Origin of the sequence: Janthinobacterium kumbetense, from assembly GCF_023703445.1 — a bacterium.
Taxonomy (GTDB): Bacteria; Pseudomonadota; Gammaproteobacteria; order Burkholderiales; family Burkholderiaceae_D; genus Janthinobacterium; species Janthinobacterium kumbetense.
This window is the reverse complement of record NZ_JAMQGR010000015.1, coordinates 92,480-108,851: the sequence shown is the minus strand read 5'-3', so window position 1 is coordinate 108,851 and position 16,372 is coordinate 92,480. Positions and strand designations below refer to the sequence as shown.

The following is a 16,372-nucleotide window of genomic DNA, read 5'->3' as shown; positions in this document are numbered from 1 at the left end:
AGCCCATGACTGGCTGATGACGAAATAATAAGGACAAGATAATGACTACCCCGATGATCGGCCACTTTATTGGTGGCAACCCCATGGCGTCGCGCTCCGAGCGCACCAGCGACGTTTTTAACCCCGCCACGGGTGCCGTCACGGCGAAGGTGGCGCTGGCGACTGCCGCCGAGCTGAATGCGGCCGTGGCTGCCGCCCATGCGGCCTTTCCCGCCTGGTCGCAAACGTCGCCGCTGCGCCGCGCTAGAGTCATGTTCAAGTTCAAGGAGTTGCTGGAAGAACATGCGGACCAATTGGCCGCCCTGATCACGGCCGAACACGGCAAGGTGTTCACGGATGCGAAAGGGGAAGTGACGCGCGGCATCGAAGTGGTGGAATTTGCCTGCGGCATCCCGCAGCTGATGAAGGGCGAATATTCGGAGCAAGTGGCCGGCGGCATCGACGCCTGGTCGATCCGCCAGGCATTGGGCGTGTGCGTCGGCATCACGCCGTTCAATTTCCCCGTGATGGTGCCGATGTGGATGTTTCCGATGGCGATCGCCTGCGGCAATACCTTCGTCTTGAAACCGTCCGAGCGCGACCCGTCGGCCAGCCTGCTGCTGGCGCAGTTGTTGACGGACGCCGGTTTGCCGGACGGTGTCTTCAACGTGGTGCAGGGAGACAAGGAAGCCGTGGATGGCTTGTTGCACCACCCGGACGTGCGCGCCGTCAGTTTCGTCGGTTCCACGCCGATCGCCGAATACATCTACGCCACCGGCTGCGCCCAGGGCAAGCGCGTGCAAGCGCTGGGCGGCGCGAAAAACCACATGGTCGTCATGCCCGACGCGGACATTCCCCAGACGGTCGACGCCCTGATGGGCGCGGCGTTCGGTTCGGCGGGCGAGCGCTGCATGGCCATTTCCGTCGTCGTGGCGGTGGGCAATGTGGCCGATCAATTGGTCGAGGCGCTGGTGCCCCGTATTGCGGCCCTGAAGATTACGCAAGGCATGGATTTACAGGCGGAAATGGGCCCCGTGGTCACGCAAGTGCACAAGGACAAAATTGCCGGCTACATCGCCACGGGCGTCAAGGAAGGCGCCAAGCTGGTCAGTGACGGGCGCGGTTTCGTGCTGCCCGGTCACGAAAAGGGCTTTTTCCTCGGCGGCAGCCTGTTCGACCATGTGACGCCGGAGATGACGATCTATAAAGAGGAAATCTTCGGCCCCGTCCTCTGCATCGTGCGCGTGCCCGATTTCGCCACGGCGCTGGACCTCGTCAACGCGCACGAGTACGGCAACGGCACGGCGATTTATACGCGCGACGGCAATACGGCGCGCGAATACACGCACCGCGTGCAGGTGGGCATGGTGGGCGTGAACGTGCCGATCCCCGTGCCGATGGCCTTCCACAGCTTCGGCGGCTGGAAGCGCAGCCTGTTCGGCGACCACCATGCGCATGGCCCGGAATCCGTGCGTTTCTACACGAAACAGAAGGCCGTCACCCAGCGCTGGCCGGCCTCGACGGCGGCGGGAGCGGAGTTTGCCATGCCGACCTTGAAGTAAGGTGCGATGGCGGCGCGCAGCATCAGCGCGTCAGGGCGCCGCCACGTGGCCGTAGCAGCTTTTCAGCTTTGCGTAGTCATAGAAGATGCTGTCCGGCGCGATGCGGGCGCCGTCGCAACTGGCCTGGAAACCGGTTTCCTTTTCGTTGTACAGCAGGCGCACGATCAGTTGTCCTGCGCTGTTGCGGTACACATCCCACTGCATGTTGGCCGCCAGCGGCGAGACGTTCTGGCCGCGCCATTGATTGCTTTGATAACTGTCGCTGGCCGATACCGGCAAGGGGGCCAGCGCCTGTTGCAAGCCCATGGCCGAGGCGAGCGGAATGATCATCTCGGCGTGCGTGAAACGCAGCTTGGCCGCGTGGCGCAAATCTCCCTTGGCCAGCGCATCGACTTCCTTGAAAAAATCCTCGCGCAAGGCCAGTGCGAAGCGCCAGGTCACGCCGCTGCTTTCCGTGGTGGCCGGCCCTTTCTGGTAAAAATCCTCGTGGTCGGCGATATAAGCGTAGTAGCGCGCATCCTCGGCGGGCATGTAGCGGCCGAAATCGGCCGGCATTTCATGGCGCATGCCGGCAGCGATCGCGTACAGCTCATACAGTTTCGTCGCGGCCGCATGCAAGCTGCGGATGACCGTCTTGCCGCTGCCCGTCATGGTGCGCGTGAGCTGGCCGTCCGCGCTGGTGAAAGTGTAGCTGCCCGTATCCGCAAAACTGGCGCCGCTGCGCTCAAGCTGGTCGAGGAAGGCGGGTGCAAACAGCCGTTCGAGCACGTGGCGCGCATGCGCGGCCGCTTCCGGTTTTCTGGCCGGGGCATCCATCAGGGCGTGCAGCTGCTTGGTTCTTTCATAGTACTGGTAGGCCTGGCTGGCGGCATAGGTGGCGTAATGCGGGTTGGCCCGATCGGCGACAAAATCCGTCTGCGGCGCCAGCTTGTGCGCATACAGCAGGAAGCGGTTCACGCCATCGGACTGCACCACTGCCTTGCGTCCCTGCGGATACGGCGCCGGTGCGGGCGGCAGGTATAACAAGGGCGCCAGCGCGGGCGCGTGCTCCAGCAGCGACTGCGTAAAAAAGCGCGCACTGTCGCGCGCGCGGTCCACGCCGGAATGGATGGTGACGAGCTGGCGCGGCGCCGTCGCGGCGTCTTGCCCCACTTGCGCGAACAGGGTGGGCAGGCGCGCCAGCATGCGCACGGCCAGTTGCCGGTGTTCCTCGATGCCCGTCTGCGACAGATTGCCGTAGCCGGGCCGCTCGATGCCGGCCACGCCGTAACCGAGCAAGGCGTTCGCCTGCATCAGGGCCAGGATGTCGGGTCCCAGTTCGCGCCCCAAAGGCGTGAGCGCATCCTGCGCGGCGGCCTGCCGCCACATCGCATACAGGGCTGCGTCGCTCTTCATGCCGGTCAATCCGCGCGCACCGTGGCGCGCCACCAGTTGTGTGTAGATGGGCTGGAAACCGGCCGGTGGCGCGGCATAGGTGGCCAGGTCCTGCTGCGGCGCATACGGCGCCTTGGTCTGGTAATGGCCTTCCGCGGCCTGGGCGGGAGCGGCGCAGATGGTGAGGGCCAGCAGCATGCTGGACAAGGGGAGCGGTGGGGGCATGGCTATCCGTAAGTGACGTGATTGGTTCTTACGTGCAAGCCTAGCAGCAAACGTCCAACAGGCGGGCACGGCTGCCCGCCTGCATTCGTACTTACTGCGCCACGTGGTCGTAGCACGTCTTCAGCTTCGCATACACATAGAAATGGCTGCCGGCGGCAAAGCGGGCGCCATCGCAGGCGGCCTGGAAGTCCGTTTCCTTTTCGTTGTACAGCATTTTCACGAGCACATTGCCGCCGGCGTCGCGGTACACATCCCACTGCATGTTGGCCGCCATCGGCGCCACGTACAGGCCGCGCCAGCTGCTGTTGTCATAGCTGTAGGTCTGCGCCGCCGGCAGCGCGCCGACGACGTTCTTCAGGCCCATGGCCGTGGCCAGCGGAATGATGGCTTCCGCATGCGTGAAGCGCAGTTTGGCGCCGTGCGACAGGTCGCCGCGCGCGATGGCGTCCACTTCCGTGAAGAAGTCGTCGCGCAGCGCGCGCACGTAGTTCCAGGTGATGCCGGCGCTTTCCGTGGTGCCGGGGCCCTTGTTGTAAAAATCCTGGTAATCCTGCACGAATGCCTGGTACTTGGCCGCGTCCGACGGCATGTATTGCACGAAATCGGCTTTCACTTCGTTCGTCATGCCGGCCATGATGGCGTACAGGTTGTACAGCACCGAGGCGGCATCTGCCAGGCCCTTGATGGTGGTGCCGCCGTCGCCCGTGACGGTGTTGGTGAACTTGCCGTCGTCGCTGGTAAAACTGTAGGTACCCGTGTTGGCGAAGCGGTAAGTGCCGTTGTCGATCTTGTCGACGAAGGCCTTGGTGAACAAGCGTTCCAGTACTTCGCGGCCCAGGGTACGCGCCGTGGCATCCGTGTCGATGGCCGTGTATTTGGCCAGGAAGCCGGGGCTTTCCAGGTAGGCCTGATAGGCCTGGCTATCCTGGTAAGTCTGGTAATGGCGGTCGAGGGTGCCGGTGACCAGATCCGTCTTCGGCACCAGCTTGTGCGCATACAGCAGGAAGCGGTTGGTGCCATCGGGCTGCGCCACGGGCTTGCCGGCCGGGTAGCCGGTCGGGGCGGGCGGCAGGGTAATCAGCGGCGCGACGTTTGGTGCCGTGGCGGCCAGCGACTGCGCAAAGTACGCGGCGCTGTCCTTGGCGCGGTCCACGCCGGAACTGACGGTGACGATCTGGCGCGGTGCGCTGGCGGCATTGTTACCCAGTTGCGTGAACAGGGCAGGCAGGCGCGTCAGCATGCGCACGGCCAACTGCTTGTGTTCATTGATGCCCGTCTGCGACAGGTTGCCGTAGCCGGGCGCCGTGATGCCGTCCACGCCGTAGCCGAGCAGCGCGTTGGCCTTCATCAGTTTCAGGATGTCGGCGCCCAGCTTTTGCCCCAGGGGCGTGAGCGCATCGTCGGCTGCAGCCCGTTGCCAGACGTTGTAGAAGGCGGCGTCATACTTCATGCTCGACAGGCCGCGCGAACCGTGGCGGGCCACCAGTTCGGTGAACACGGGCGCGTAGCCGGCAGGTGCCGCTTCATACGTGGCCGCATCCTGCTGCGGCGTGTAGGGCGTCTTGGTCTGGTAGTAGGTGGCGGGGGCGGCCGGCGTCACGGGCGGCGTTACCGGGGGCGTGACGGGGACGGGCGGTGTATCGTCGCCGCCACAGGCGGCCAGGGAAAGCATCAGGAGGGACAGGGGGAGATGGCGTGCGCGCAGCATGGTGTTTCCTTCAGGTGTGGTTAGCCCAGGCGCGCCGTGCAGATGGCGCACCCAGGACAGACAGGCAGGGGAATAGGTATTACAGCTTGAGGGCTTTGGCCAGGCTGTTGGCGCGCGCATCGCGCTCGCTCAAGGGCGCCAGGCCATGGCGTTCCTCGATGAATTTCAGGATCGACACGGTTTCATACTCGGTATGGTCGATATGCCCGCCTTCGCTGAAGGGCGAGATGACCAGTGCGGGGATGCGCGTGGCCGGGCCGAAGCGGTCGCCTTTCGGTGGCGCCACGTGGTCCCAGAAACCGCCGTTTTCATCGGTGGTGACGATGATGACGGTGTCCTTCCATTGCGGGCCTTCCATGATGGCGCTGATGATGGCCACGCCTTCGTCGTCGCCGGCCGCCACGCTCGATTTATCCATCCCCGGATGCATGTTCTTCTTGCCCATGGGTTTGTAGAACGAGACGGGCGGCAGCTTGCCTGCCTGGACGTCGGCGAGCATGTCGGAGCGGTCCTTCAGGTGCGTGGCGCGCTGCTGCGGGCTGTCGATGAAGCGCTTGAAGTAGGTGAACGGCTGGTGGTGATATGAGAAATCGTCGGCCTTCTTGCCTGACTTGGTCGAGGCGACGGCGATGTCGTAGCCGTCCGCATAATAGACCCAGGAGATGCCCTTGTCCGTCAGGCGGTCGCCGATGGTGGGCATGGTTTGCGGCGGCAGGAACGTCTGTTTTTTTGTCGGGTCGAACAGCAGCGGGCCCTGCATGGTGTTGACGGCGTAGCCGTCCTGCGTCACTTCCGCTTCCTCGCCCTTCTTGTGGCCCGTGCCGCGCTCATCCTGGGCGACGATGGACTTGGGCGCATTCGGGAACACGGGCGTGCAGGCGCAGGTCAGCCACATGTGGTTGAGGAAGGAGCCGCCGTAGGCGGATTGGAAGAAGCGGTCGGCCAAGGTGTAGCGTTGCGCCAGCGCCCACAGTTTGAGCTTGCTGCCGTCGAAATAGCCCATGGGCAGGGCACCCGTATTGCCCTCGACGACGAAGCGGTCATTCTTGCCGTCGTTGATCTGGCGCTTGTGCGTCCAGAACGCGTGCACGGGACTTGCCGTCTTGTCGCCCAGCGAGACGCTCGGCTCCATGCGGAAGGGCGCGTTGGCGATGTCGGCCTTGAAGCGCTGGTCCAGGCCGCCCTTGTCGAGTGCCACGGCGGGCAGTATGGCATAGGGTTTGCCGTCGGGGCCAATCTGCGTGGTGGTGTCGGACGAGTGCCCATTGGCGATGCCGTCGGCACCGGGGAAGGTACCGAACAGGTGGTCGAAGCTGCGGTTTTCCATGTACACGACGACGATCTGGCCGATCTTCGCCAGTTTCGGATCGGCGGCGACTGCCGCGGCCATATTGTGCTGCGTGCCGACTGGGGTGGTGCAGGCCGCGAGGCCGATGGCCCCGGCGCCGAACAGGGCGATTCTTAGAACGTGGTTCAACATAACAGTCTCCTTGATGACGCCTCCGTGGACGGGGCGCTTTTTTAGTGGTGTGGCCAGAACTGGCTTGTTTGAAGAAATTGCACACGTGTGCAAACAGTAACCCGGATTTTTTTTGATGTCAACAAGTACAGGCGGGGGACGAAAAAGTGTGGAAAACGGGGAACGGCGGGCAGATGGCGTTGCGCCATCTGCCGCATTGAATGGCTTAGCGCGTCGTGCCGCGCCGCACCAGGGTGACGGGCACTTCCTTCAGGCGGCCCGGCATGGCAAATTTTTCCATGCGCTCGACCAGGCTCTTGACGGCGCGGCGCGCCAGTTCGCCCGCGTCCTGGCGGATGGTGGTCAGCTGGTAGGCGTCCAGCGCGGCCATGGGAATGTCGTCGAAGCCGATCACCTGCAGTTGTGCGGGCACGTCGATGCCATACTTGCTGCGCGCCGCGTCGATGAAGCCGCAGGCGATCAGGTCGGTGGCGCAAAAGACGCCGTCAGGCAGTTTGCCGGAGGCGAGCAGGGCGTCGGCCGCTTCCTGGCCCGCCTGGTAGCCGATGGCGTCGGCCAGGTATTCGCCGGCCGTGCAGCGTTTCTTCGCCACGGCCGGCGCCAGGTGGTCGAGGAAGGCCTGGCCGCGCGCGATGCCGCTGAAACTGCTGGCGCGCGTGTTGATGAAGGCCAGCCGTTTGGCGCCGCTGTCGAGCAGGGTGCTGGCCGCCAGTTCGCCGCCGTGGCGGTTGTCGCTGTTGACCACGTCCACGCCTTTCAGGTCGCGCGCGCGGTTGATCATGGCCACCGGCACTTGCCGCTGCAGGTATTCCGTGGCGACGGCGGACGGCGGCGAGCCGGACGTCATGATGACGCCGGAAATCTTGTAGCTGAGGAGGATGCGCAGCAATTCGCTGAGGCGCTCGGGGTCTTCCGCATTCATCAGCAGCGGCACCAGCGCATGTTCGCTCAGGCTGCGCGTGACTTCGCCCAGCAGGGCCACGCGGAACGGGTCCGTGAAGCCCGTGATGACGACGCCCACCAGGTTGCTTTGTCCCTGGTTCATGCTGCGCGCCAGGATGTTGACCTGGTAACCCAGCGATTGTGCGGCTTCCATCACGCGGGCCCGCGTTTCGGGCGCCACGCTGGCGCCGGGTGTGAACGTGCGCGAGACGGCGGAGCGGGAGACGCCGGCCCGTTTGGCGACGTCCACCGAAGTGACCCAAGACTTGTCTTTTTGTTCCATTGACGGTGTAGATGAATGAGAGGCCTATGCACGATGCGGTGCGGCGCAATGCCGCGCCATCATCTTAGCCGAAAATCCCGGCCGCGGCGCAAACTGAATGCCAGTCCCGCGCCATGGCCAGCGTGCCGGTGCTCAGCCTCTCGATCGTCTTACCACTTCGGCGTGTACTTCAGGGTGAACTGCACGTTGCGCGGGTCGCCATAGTAGTTATTCGACCCGGTGGTGTTGTAGGCCGGGATGATGTAGCGCTTGTCGAAGACGTTGTTGACGTTCAGCGACAGGGCCACTTGCGGCGTGGCTTGCCAGGCCATGCGTGCATTCCAGATCGATACGCCGGCAACCTTGAAGGTGCTATTGGTATCGAGCGTATGGCTTTGCGTGTTGACGCCGGCGCCCACGCTGAATTTGTCCCAGGCGCCGGGCAGCGTGTAGCTGGACCACACGCGCAGCATGTGCTTGGGCGTCCAGGTGGAAAAGACCTTGCCCTGCTCGTCCGGGTCGTTCAGATAGGTCGTCGTCGTATAGGCGTAGCCGGCCGACAGCTGCAAGCCGCGCGCCACTTCGCCCGACACTTCCGCTTCCAGGCCCTGGCTGCGCACCTTGCCCGAGGCGCGCGAGCAATACCCGTTGGGGCACACCATGCCCGCAGCATAGTCGGTGACGGCACGGTTCTTGTGGTCGTAGCGGAACACAGCCAGCGAGGTGTTGAGCTTGCCATCCATCAGCTCCCCCTTGATGCCCGCCTCGTAGTTGCTGCCCGTGATGGGCTTGAGGACCTTGTCTTGCGCATCGCGGACGCTTTGCGGCGTGAAGATGTCGGCATAGCTGGCGTAGGCCGACCATTGCTGATCGAGCGCGTAGATCAGTGCCGCCGATGGCGTGAACTTGGCGGTGGCGTTGAGCTGTTCTTCAGGACCTTTGGGCGTCGCATACACGAAGTCGTACCAGCTGAAGCGTCCACCCAGCACGGCTTTCAGCTGGCTGGTCAGCTGGCCGTTCCAGCTGCCATACAGGCCTTTCTGGCGTATTTCGTAGGTGCTGACGGGACGCACGCCCTTCGGGCGCGCGGCGATGCTGTCGAGGTCTTGCCATGGGCGGTTGTGCCTGATGTTGAAGACGTCCGCACCAGATTCCCAGACGCGGGCGTAGACGTCGTCCGACGCCATCGTGACATAGCTGGCGCCGACGAGGACTTCTTGCGCGATGCCCAGGCCGTCGAATTTACCGCGCACGTAGGTATCGATGCCGCGCTTGCGGTTGTCGAAATCCATGCCAAAGTCGGCATAGCTCGCGCCGCTGCCGTCGGGATTAATGGGCAAGGCCACGCGCTGATGCACGGAGCCGGTGTTTTCCTTCATGTTCACGGCGGATGCCTTCAGGCTCCACTGGCTGTTGAAATGGTGTTCCAGGTCGAGATACACGTTGGTTTGTTTGGCTTCGCTACGGTTCCAGTCGGCGCCCGTGAAGGTGGAGCGGGGCAGGTTCAGCGCGCTGCCGTCCGCGTAGCGGGGCAGACCGATGAAGGTGGGACGGCCGTGGTCGTTGACGTTGCTGATGGCCAGGCCCAGGGTGGTGGCCGGTCCCAGGTCGTAGTCGAGCGCCGCGTACAGGGTGCGGTTCTGGCTCCATACCTGGTCGACGAAGGAATGGGTATCGTCTTCATCGACGATGGCGCGTCCGCGCAGGCTGCCGTCCGCATTCAGGGGCATGCTGACGTCGAGCTGGGCGCCGTAATGGTCCCACGAGCCGGCGCGCGCCGTCATGCTGACACTGCGCGCGGCGGTCGGGCGCTTGCGCACCAGGCTGACGGAGCCGCCGGGACTGCCCGTGCCGACCAGCATGCCCGCGGCGCCGCGCAGCACTTCCAGGCGGTCGTAGATGACCATGTTTTCCTGGCCCCAGTTGCCCAGCGCATAGGTGTTGCGGTCGATGGGCACGCCATCGTACTGCCATTGATCGATCTGGAAGCCGCGCGCCGTGATCACCACGCCCGGTCCCACGCCATGCACGCCCACCACGCCGGTGACGTTGTTGACGGCTTCGCGCAAGTCCGTGATGCCCTGGTCGTCCAGGCGCTGGCGCGTCAGCACGCTCACGGATTGGGGGATGTCCTTCATCGATTGCTCGCCCTTGCCGATGGTGAGCTTGCGCGCCGTGTAGGAGCCGCTGCCTTCCGTGGTGGCGCCTTGCTCGGCCTGGCCAACGATGGTAATCGAGGGCATGGTGCGTTCGGCCGCTGAAGCCGCGCCGATCGCCGCCGTGGGCGGGGACGCCGGCGCGGCCACCAGCACATAGCCGGTCGGCGTCTTGCCGATGGCGTAGCCGCTGCCGCGCAGCAGCACGGCGAAACCGTCATCGATGGCGTAGCTGCCTTGCAAGCCCGCACTGGTCAAGCCCTGCACCCGGGATGCATCGATGACGATGGACACGCCCGCCTGCTGCGCATAGCGGTTCAGGGCGCCGGCCAGCGGGCCGGCGGGGATGGCGTAGCTGGCGACAGCCGGGGTAGCCCGGGCGACTGCCTGGGCGTGCAGGCCGGCGCTTGCCAGCAGCATGGCCGCCAGGGCGAGCGGGCGCAGACGCGTGCGCAGGGTGTTCGGGGAGGAAACGGCAACGACTTGAGCGTACATGGTGACAGCCTTTTTTGAATGATCTCAGCTGCCTTGACGCACGAGATGCGCAAAGTGGAACCGCGAACGCACAATTTCTTATTTATTTTTTGCGGGACCGCTGGCGGGGACATCAACCATCACCAGGTAGCGCGTCAGCATGCGGATGCGCAGTTGCGGGAAATTGTCGATCAACAGCTGCAGCGCCTTGTCCGTGTCGTCCAGCGGCAGCACGGCGGCCACGCGGATGCCGGCGATCTGCGCGCGGTCGTAATGCAGCTGGCCCGGGCGGTGGCGCGCCAGCTCGTCGAGCACCTCGGCCAGCGGCAGGTCGTCGACCACCAGCTGGTGCGCGCGCCACGCTTCCTGCACGCTGGCCGCATCGATGGCCGTGAGCGGCCCCACGCCATCGTCCGTGATGCGCGTGCGCTGGCCCGCCTGCACCACGACGGCCGGATGTTGCGGCACTTGCGCCAGCACCTTGGACTCCAGCATGCTCAAGATGGTGGCGCCGTCTTCCCTGCGCACGCTGAAACGCGTGCCCAGGGCGCGGATCGCCGCCTGCCGGCTGTCGATGATGAAGGGGCGCTGCGCATCTTTCGCCACGTCGACGAGAATATCGCCCTGCACCAGTTCCACATGTCGTTCGCCCGCATTGAAATGCACGTTGACGGCGCTGTTGCCGGCCAGGGTGATCCGGCTGCCATCGGCCAGGGTGTGCGTGGACCATTGTCCCGTGGGGCTGCGCAGGTCGGCCAGCAGGTAGGCGGGGCGCTCGCTGAAGACCAGCGCCCCGGTCAGCGTCAGCACGGCCACGGCGCTGGCCGCGGCCAGCTGGCGCAGACGCTGGCGGGGCTTGGGTGCGATGGCGGCCAGGGCGGCGCGCGCGGGGCGATGGTCGCCGCCGGCCGGCTCGCGCACGGCGTTCAACTGACGCAGCAGGTTTTCCATGCCGGCGGCCGCCGTCGCGTGCAGCGGATCGGCGGCCTTCCATGCTGCGAAGCCGGCCTGCGCGGAGTCGCGCTCGGCCGGGTCGTCGGCGCTCAGGCGCACGATCCACCGTGCGGCCTGTTCGGCGGCGATATCCGTGCGGGGGCTATTCATGCCGCCAGGGCCGGGCAGGCGTGGCGGCAGGCCAGCAAGGCTTGCACCAGGTATTTTTGCACCATGCGCGTGGAGACGTTCAGTTGTGCGGCGACGGCGGCCTGCGGCTGCTCTTCCAGGTAGTGCAGCAAAAAGGCGTCGCGCGCCTTGGCGGACAAGCCGGCCAGCGCCGTGGCGATCTGCTCGAGCGCCTGCACGGCCATCAGGACTTCATCCGGCGAGGGCGCGCCGGGCAGGCTGTCGGCCAGCAGGGCCAGTTCCGCCAGGTAGCTGCGCTCGAGTATCTGGCGGCGCGCGCGGTCGAGCAGCAAGCGCTTTGCCGTCGTCGACAGGTAGGCGCGCGGCTCGCGCATGCCGAACAGCGCGTCGCGCGAGGCGATGATGCGCACAAATGTATCTTGCGCCACGTCGGCCGCGCCATGCGGGCAACTGAGTTTTTTGCGCAGCCAGCCGACCAGCCAGCCGTGATGCTCGCTGTAGAGCGACTGCACTTGCTGTTGCAGGCTGGGCTGGATGGCGGACATGGGGGACGAATAATATAAATGAGAATTATTCTCATTGTAAGCGCCAGCGGCGGATTGCCACAATCCCCGATTGCATGTGGATGGGGCTGGTGTTGCGTACAGGCCGCACGCGCGGTGATGGCGGAAATGAAAAAACCCGCCGCTGCACGGGGGCAGAGGCGGGTTCATCAATACTGCAAATTCTTGGTGGTGATAGGTGGACTTGAACCACCGACCCCAGCATTATGAATGCTGTGCTCTAACCAACTGAGCTATATCACCAAACAGACCGGTCAAACCGGATGCTCGTTTTGACCAGGCTAAACCTGATCGATGTTCTTTGGTGGTGATAGGTGGACTTGAACCACCGACCCCAGCATTATGAATGCTGTGCTCTAACCAACTGAGCTATATCACCCAACAGCCGAGCATTATCCAGTCTTCCCTTTTTCTTGTCAATGCCAGCGCAAAAAAATGTGCGTTTTTTTCACGCGCCGGCGCTGGCGTGATTATTTTTGTAACGCCGTCAGCAAGGGCTGGATTTGCGCCAGCATGGTGCTGGCCGGATCAGCGCTCAGGCAATTGATGACGAGGCGTTCCGGCATGGAGCGTAACCAGGTCAGCTGACGCTTGGCCAGCTGGCGCGTGGCGATGATGCCCGTCTCGCGCAAGGCGGCGCGGTCGATGCGGCCGTCCAGGTAATCCCAGGCCTGGCGGTAGCCCACGCAGCGCATCGAGGGCAAGCCCGGATGCAGGTCGCCGCGGCGGCGCAGCTGCTCCACTTCATCGAGCAGGGCGTCGTTTTTCAGCATGAGGTCGAAGCGCGTGGCGATACGCGCGTGCAGCACGGCGCGGTCCGACGGTTCCAGCGCGAACGATTGCAATTGAAATGGCAGCACGGTTTTTTCGCGCCGGTCCAGCAGGGCCGACATGGGCTGGCCGGACAGGGCGATGATTTCCAGCGCGCGGCCGATGCGCTGCGCGTCCTGCGGCGCCAGGCGCGCGGCCGTGACGGGGTCTTGCTGCGCCAGGCGCGCATGCATGGCGGGCCAGCCGATGGCGGCCGCGTCTTCTTCCAGCTGGGCGCGCAAGGCAGGGTCGGCGCCGGGCAAGTCGTCGAGGCCATCGGCCAGGCCCTTGAAGTACAGCATGGTGCCGCCGACGAGCAGCGGCAGCTTGCCGCGCGCCGTGATCTCGGCCACCAGGCGCAGGGTATCGTTGCGGAACTGCGCTACCGAATACGCGTCGAGCGGGTCGATGATGTCGATCAAATGATGCGGTACCTGGGCCAGTTCTTCCTTCGATGGCTTGGCCGTGCCGATATCCATGCCCCGGTAGACGAGGGCGGAATCGACGGAGATGATCTCGGACGGGATGGCTTGCGCGATGGCCAGCGCACTGGCCGTCTTGCCGCTGGCCGTGGGGCCCATGATGGCGACAGCCAGGGGGAGGTGTTGAGTGTTTTGCATGTTGGTTTTGTATGATGTGGTGCAAAAGAGACTGGCAAAACGTTCAGGGCAAGGCGCATTGCCGAAGACAGTACGACCAGTACGGCGAGGCAGTGCAACGCCGCCATGGACGTTTTTCAGGCTCTTTTATTGGCCGCGCAGGAACAGTTTATCTAGCGCGTTGATCTCGACCTGCACCCACGTCGGCCGGCCATGGTTGCACTGGTCTGCGCGTTCCGTGCTTTCCATCTGGCGCAGCAGGGCATTCATTTCCTGTACCGATAAAATCCGGTTGGCGCGCACGGCCGTGTGGCAGGCCAGGGTGCCCAGCAATTCATTCTGGCGCTCGATCAACACGCGCGAGCCGCCGTATTCGCGCACGTCGCGCAGCACGTCGCGCGCCAGCGTTTGCGCATCGGCGTTTTTCAGCAGCGTCGGCACGGAGCGCACGGCCAGGGTGGTGGGCGACAGGGCGGCGATGTCGAAGCCCAGCGCCTTCAAGGTGTCCTGGTTTTCATTCGCCGTCGACACTTCGATGGCGTCCGCATAAAACGTCACGGGGATCAGCAAGGATTGCACCTGCATGTCCTGGCCCGAGACTTGCGCCTGCAGCGCGTTTTTCAGCTGTTCATAGAGGATGCGCTCGTGCGCGGCGTGCATGTCGACCAGCACCAGGCCCTTGGTATTTTGCGCCAATATATAAATGCCGTGCAGCTGGGCCAGGGCAAAACCCAGCGGATATTCTTCGCGCGCCATCGCTTCGGGCGAGGCGATGTAGGGCTCCGCCTGCGTGATGGGAGAACTGGCAGCGCCGCCGCCGAACAGGGCGCCATACGACGCTGTGTCTTGCGCCACGCCTGGTGCGTCGGCAAAGAAGGGGCGGGCAGCGCCGGGCGAGGCGGGCGCGAAGGTATTTGTAAACTGCGCGCCGAACGAGGTTTGCGTCTGTTCGCGGCGCCAGATGCCAGGTCCACCCAAACCCGCGCCCGCGGTATCACCGCCGAGGCTGGAGGCGGCCGGCAGGGGCGCCGGCACGCTGCCGAAGGCCGTGGCCGACGTTTGCGCCAGCGCGCGCTGCACGGCGTGGAAGACGAATTGGTGCACGGAGCGGCTGTCGCGGAAGCGCACTTCGATCTTTGACGGGTGCACGTTGACGTCGACCAGCGCCGGGTCGAGGTCGAGCGCCAGCACGTAGGAGGGAAAACGGTCGCCATGCAGCACGTCCTGGTAGGCCATGCGCACGGCGTGCACCAGCAGCTTGTCGCGCACGAAGCGCCCGTTGACATAAAAGAACTGGCCATCGGCGCGCGCCTTGGACGCCGTCGGCAAGCCGGCAAAGCCGTGGATGCGCAAGGTGCCGGCCGATTCGTCCAGCGCCAGGCGGGCTTCGGCGAAGTCATTGCCAAGGATGTGGGCGCTGCGCTTGGCCAGTTCGCTGATATTCCACTGGTCGATGGTGCGGCCGTTGTGCGACAGCGAGAACGATACGTCCGGCCGCGCCAGGGCGATGCGGCGCACGACTTCGGCGCAGTGGCCATACTCCGTCTGTTCCGATTTGAGGAATTTGCGCCGCGCGGGCGTGTTGAAATACAGGTCTTGCACGTCGACCGTGGTGCCGTGCGCGCCTGACGACGGCGAGACGCTGCCATTGTGCGAGCCGACGATTTCCCACGCGTGGGCCGCGTCGGCCGTGCGCGACGTCACGGTGACGGCGGCGACCGAAGCGATCGAGGCCAGCGCTTCGCCGCGAAAGCCCAGGGTACCCACGTTTTCCAGGTCGTGCAGGGACGCGATCTTCGACGTGGCGTGGCGTGCCAAGGCCAACGGCAGCTGATCTTTATCAATGCCGCGCCCGTTATCGGTAATCGCGATGCGTTTCACGCCCCCTTCTTCCAGCCGCACCGTGATCTGCGTGGCGCCCGAGTCGAGCGCGTTTTCCAGCAACTCCTTGACGACGGCGGATGGCCGTTCGACCACCTCGCCGGCGGCGATTTGCGAAATCAACTGGTCAGGCAGGGCCTGGATCGGGCGGTGGGGCGTGATGGGAGCGTTCATTCCCTGATTATAACGGGTTGCGAATTGCCGGGCACCGGCTACTTCGCCACCTCCCGCACCGGTATCGGCGCATTGCACACGTCGACATGGCCGGCCGTGACCTTGCTCCACGGGCCGCCGCGGTGGCGCTGGGCTTCCAGCACGGCCTGGTAGGCGGCGCTGTCGGTGCGCATCACTTCCAGGTTGCTGCGCTGCGCCAAAGGCACGCTGGCAGCCAGGCGGATGGCCTTGATCGGCACGTTTTTCTCGGGGCTGTCATAAAAGCCCATGGGGCCCGTGCCGCGCGGCAGGGTCGACAGTAAGGGCATGCCGGAGACGACTCTGCCGACGACGGTGATGTCGCGGTCCAGGTGGCGCGGCGACTGGCCGATGACGGCGTACAGCTCCGTGCCGCCGCCGCTGTCGCTGGCGCTGTCGCGCCCCACGCCCACGGTGGCATAGCAATGCGTGAGCCAGGCCGTGCCGGTTTTCGGATCGCGCGCGGACGGGAAACCGTTCGAATGGCCGACCTGCGGCGCATAGCCATCGACGTCCGGCAGGCGCGTGAAGCTCTTGACGTTTGTCAAAGGTACCGTAAATTCGCCGGGCAGGGTACGCTGGGCATGCTGGATCGGTTTTGGATTTTTCTCGTTCGGATCGCCCCACTGCGCCACCCAGTTGTCCTGCGCGCGCGTGATGGCCAGGCCGTCGTAATACTGCTCGGCCACCAGGGCCTTGATGTTGGCCACGTGTTTCGGCGCGAAGTCCGGCGCCAGTTCGATCACCACGCGGCCGGCGGGAATGTCCAGGTACAGGGTGTTGTCCGGGTCCAGCGCACGCCAGTCGGACGGCTTCGAAGCCTTGATCACGTCGGCCAAGGTCGCCTTGGCGGGCAGTTCGGCGGGCGCCTTGATCTGGACGGGCGCCGCGTGGGCAGTCAGATGTGCAAGGCCCAGTACGGTGGCCATGGTCAGGCCGCTCAGTGGGTGTCGATACATGTTTTCTCCTGGTCGGCGCGGGTTGCGCCGTGCAGAAAGTGTATACCGGAATGCCAATATTTCGTTGGAAAAACATTGCATATGGCAATCCTGGCAGTTGCCTGCCGATAAGGCGTTTCCTTA

11 protein-coding genes and 2 tRNA genes are annotated in these 16,372 nt (G+C 64.7%); 1 reads left to right on the top strand and 12 read right to left on the bottom strand.

The window, feature by feature from the left end; genetic code table 11:
- Positions 1–41 precede the first annotated feature (41 nt).
- Entirely contained in the window at positions 42–1,541 is a 1,500-nt protein-coding gene (locus tag NCG91_RS25925) for a CoA-acylating methylmalonate-semialdehyde dehydrogenase (protein WP_285817235.1), read from the top strand.
- A gap of 30 nt (positions 1,542–1,571) precedes the next feature.
- Here NCG91_RS25925 and NCG91_RS25920 read toward each other — a convergent pair whose 3' ends face one another.
- From NCG91_RS25920 to NCG91_RS25865, 12 genes are all read right to left on the bottom strand, one after another.
- Positions 1,572–3,140 (bottom strand): histidine phosphatase family protein, encoded by a 1,569-nt coding sequence (locus tag NCG91_RS25920; RefSeq protein WP_251351782.1) that lies wholly within the window; start codon positions 3,138–3,140, stop codon positions 1,572–1,574.
- A gap of 91 nt (positions 3,141–3,231) precedes the next feature.
- Complete coding sequence (locus NCG91_RS25915; RefSeq protein WP_251351781.1) at positions 3,232–4,848, bottom strand: histidine-type phosphatase; 1,617 nt, start codon at positions 4,846–4,848, stop codon at positions 3,232–3,234.
- A gap of 79 nt (positions 4,849–4,927) precedes the next feature.
- Positions 4,928–6,328, bottom strand: coding sequence for an alkaline phosphatase family protein (locus tag NCG91_RS25910; protein ID WP_251351780.1), 1,401 nt, complete (start codon positions 6,326–6,328; stop codon positions 4,928–4,930).
- Positions 6,329–6,533: 205 nt separating this feature from the next.
- The gene (locus NCG91_RS25905; protein ID WP_354004636.1) at positions 6,534–7,520 is read right to left on the bottom strand and encodes a LacI family DNA-binding transcriptional regulator; all 987 of its coding nucleotides are present in this window, start codon (positions 7,518–7,520) and stop codon (positions 6,534–6,536) included.
- 182 nt (positions 7,521–7,702) lie between these two features.
- Positions 7,703–10,183 (bottom strand): TonB-dependent siderophore receptor, encoded by a 2,481-nt coding sequence (locus NCG91_RS25900; protein WP_251351778.1) that lies wholly within the window; start codon positions 10,181–10,183, stop codon positions 7,703–7,705.
- A gap of 78 nt (positions 10,184–10,261) precedes the next feature.
- On the bottom strand, positions 10,262–11,266 hold the full coding sequence (locus NCG91_RS25895) for a FecR family protein (protein WP_251351777.1): 1,005 nt from the start codon (positions 11,264–11,266) through the stop codon (positions 10,262–10,264).
- Positions 11,263–11,790: a sigma-70 family RNA polymerase sigma factor gene (locus NCG91_RS25890; protein ID WP_251351776.1), complete on the bottom strand. Its 528-nt coding sequence runs from the start codon at positions 11,788–11,790 to the stop codon at positions 11,263–11,265. The genes NCG91_RS25895 and NCG91_RS25890 overlap by 4 nt, the downstream gene beginning before the upstream one ends.
- Before the next feature lie 184 nt (positions 11,791–11,974).
- A tRNA-Met gene (locus NCG91_RS25885) sits at positions 11,975–12,051 on the bottom strand.
- A 59-nt stretch (positions 12,052–12,110) separates the two neighbouring features.
- Positions 12,111–12,187: transfer RNA gene (locus NCG91_RS25880), tRNA-Met, on the bottom strand.
- A 91-nt stretch (positions 12,188–12,278) separates the two neighbouring features.
- Complete coding sequence (gene miaA, locus NCG91_RS25875) at positions 12,279–13,238, bottom strand: tRNA (adenosine(37)-N6)-dimethylallyltransferase MiaA (protein WP_251351775.1); 960 nt, start codon at positions 13,236–13,238, stop codon at positions 12,279–12,281.
- A 126-nt stretch (positions 13,239–13,364) separates the two neighbouring features.
- The gene (gene mutL, locus NCG91_RS25870; RefSeq protein ID WP_251351774.1) at positions 13,365–15,272 is read right to left on the bottom strand and encodes a DNA mismatch repair endonuclease MutL; all 1,908 of its coding nucleotides are present in this window, start codon (positions 15,270–15,272) and stop codon (positions 13,365–13,367) included.
- Between the two features lie 38 nt (positions 15,273–15,310).
- Positions 15,311–16,249 carry a peptidylprolyl isomerase gene (locus tag NCG91_RS25865; protein ID WP_099666596.1) on the bottom strand — a complete coding sequence of 313 codons (939 nt, stop codon included), beginning with the start codon at positions 16,247–16,249 and terminating at the stop codon, positions 15,311–15,313.
- Between the last annotated feature and the right edge of the window lie 123 nt (positions 16,250–16,372).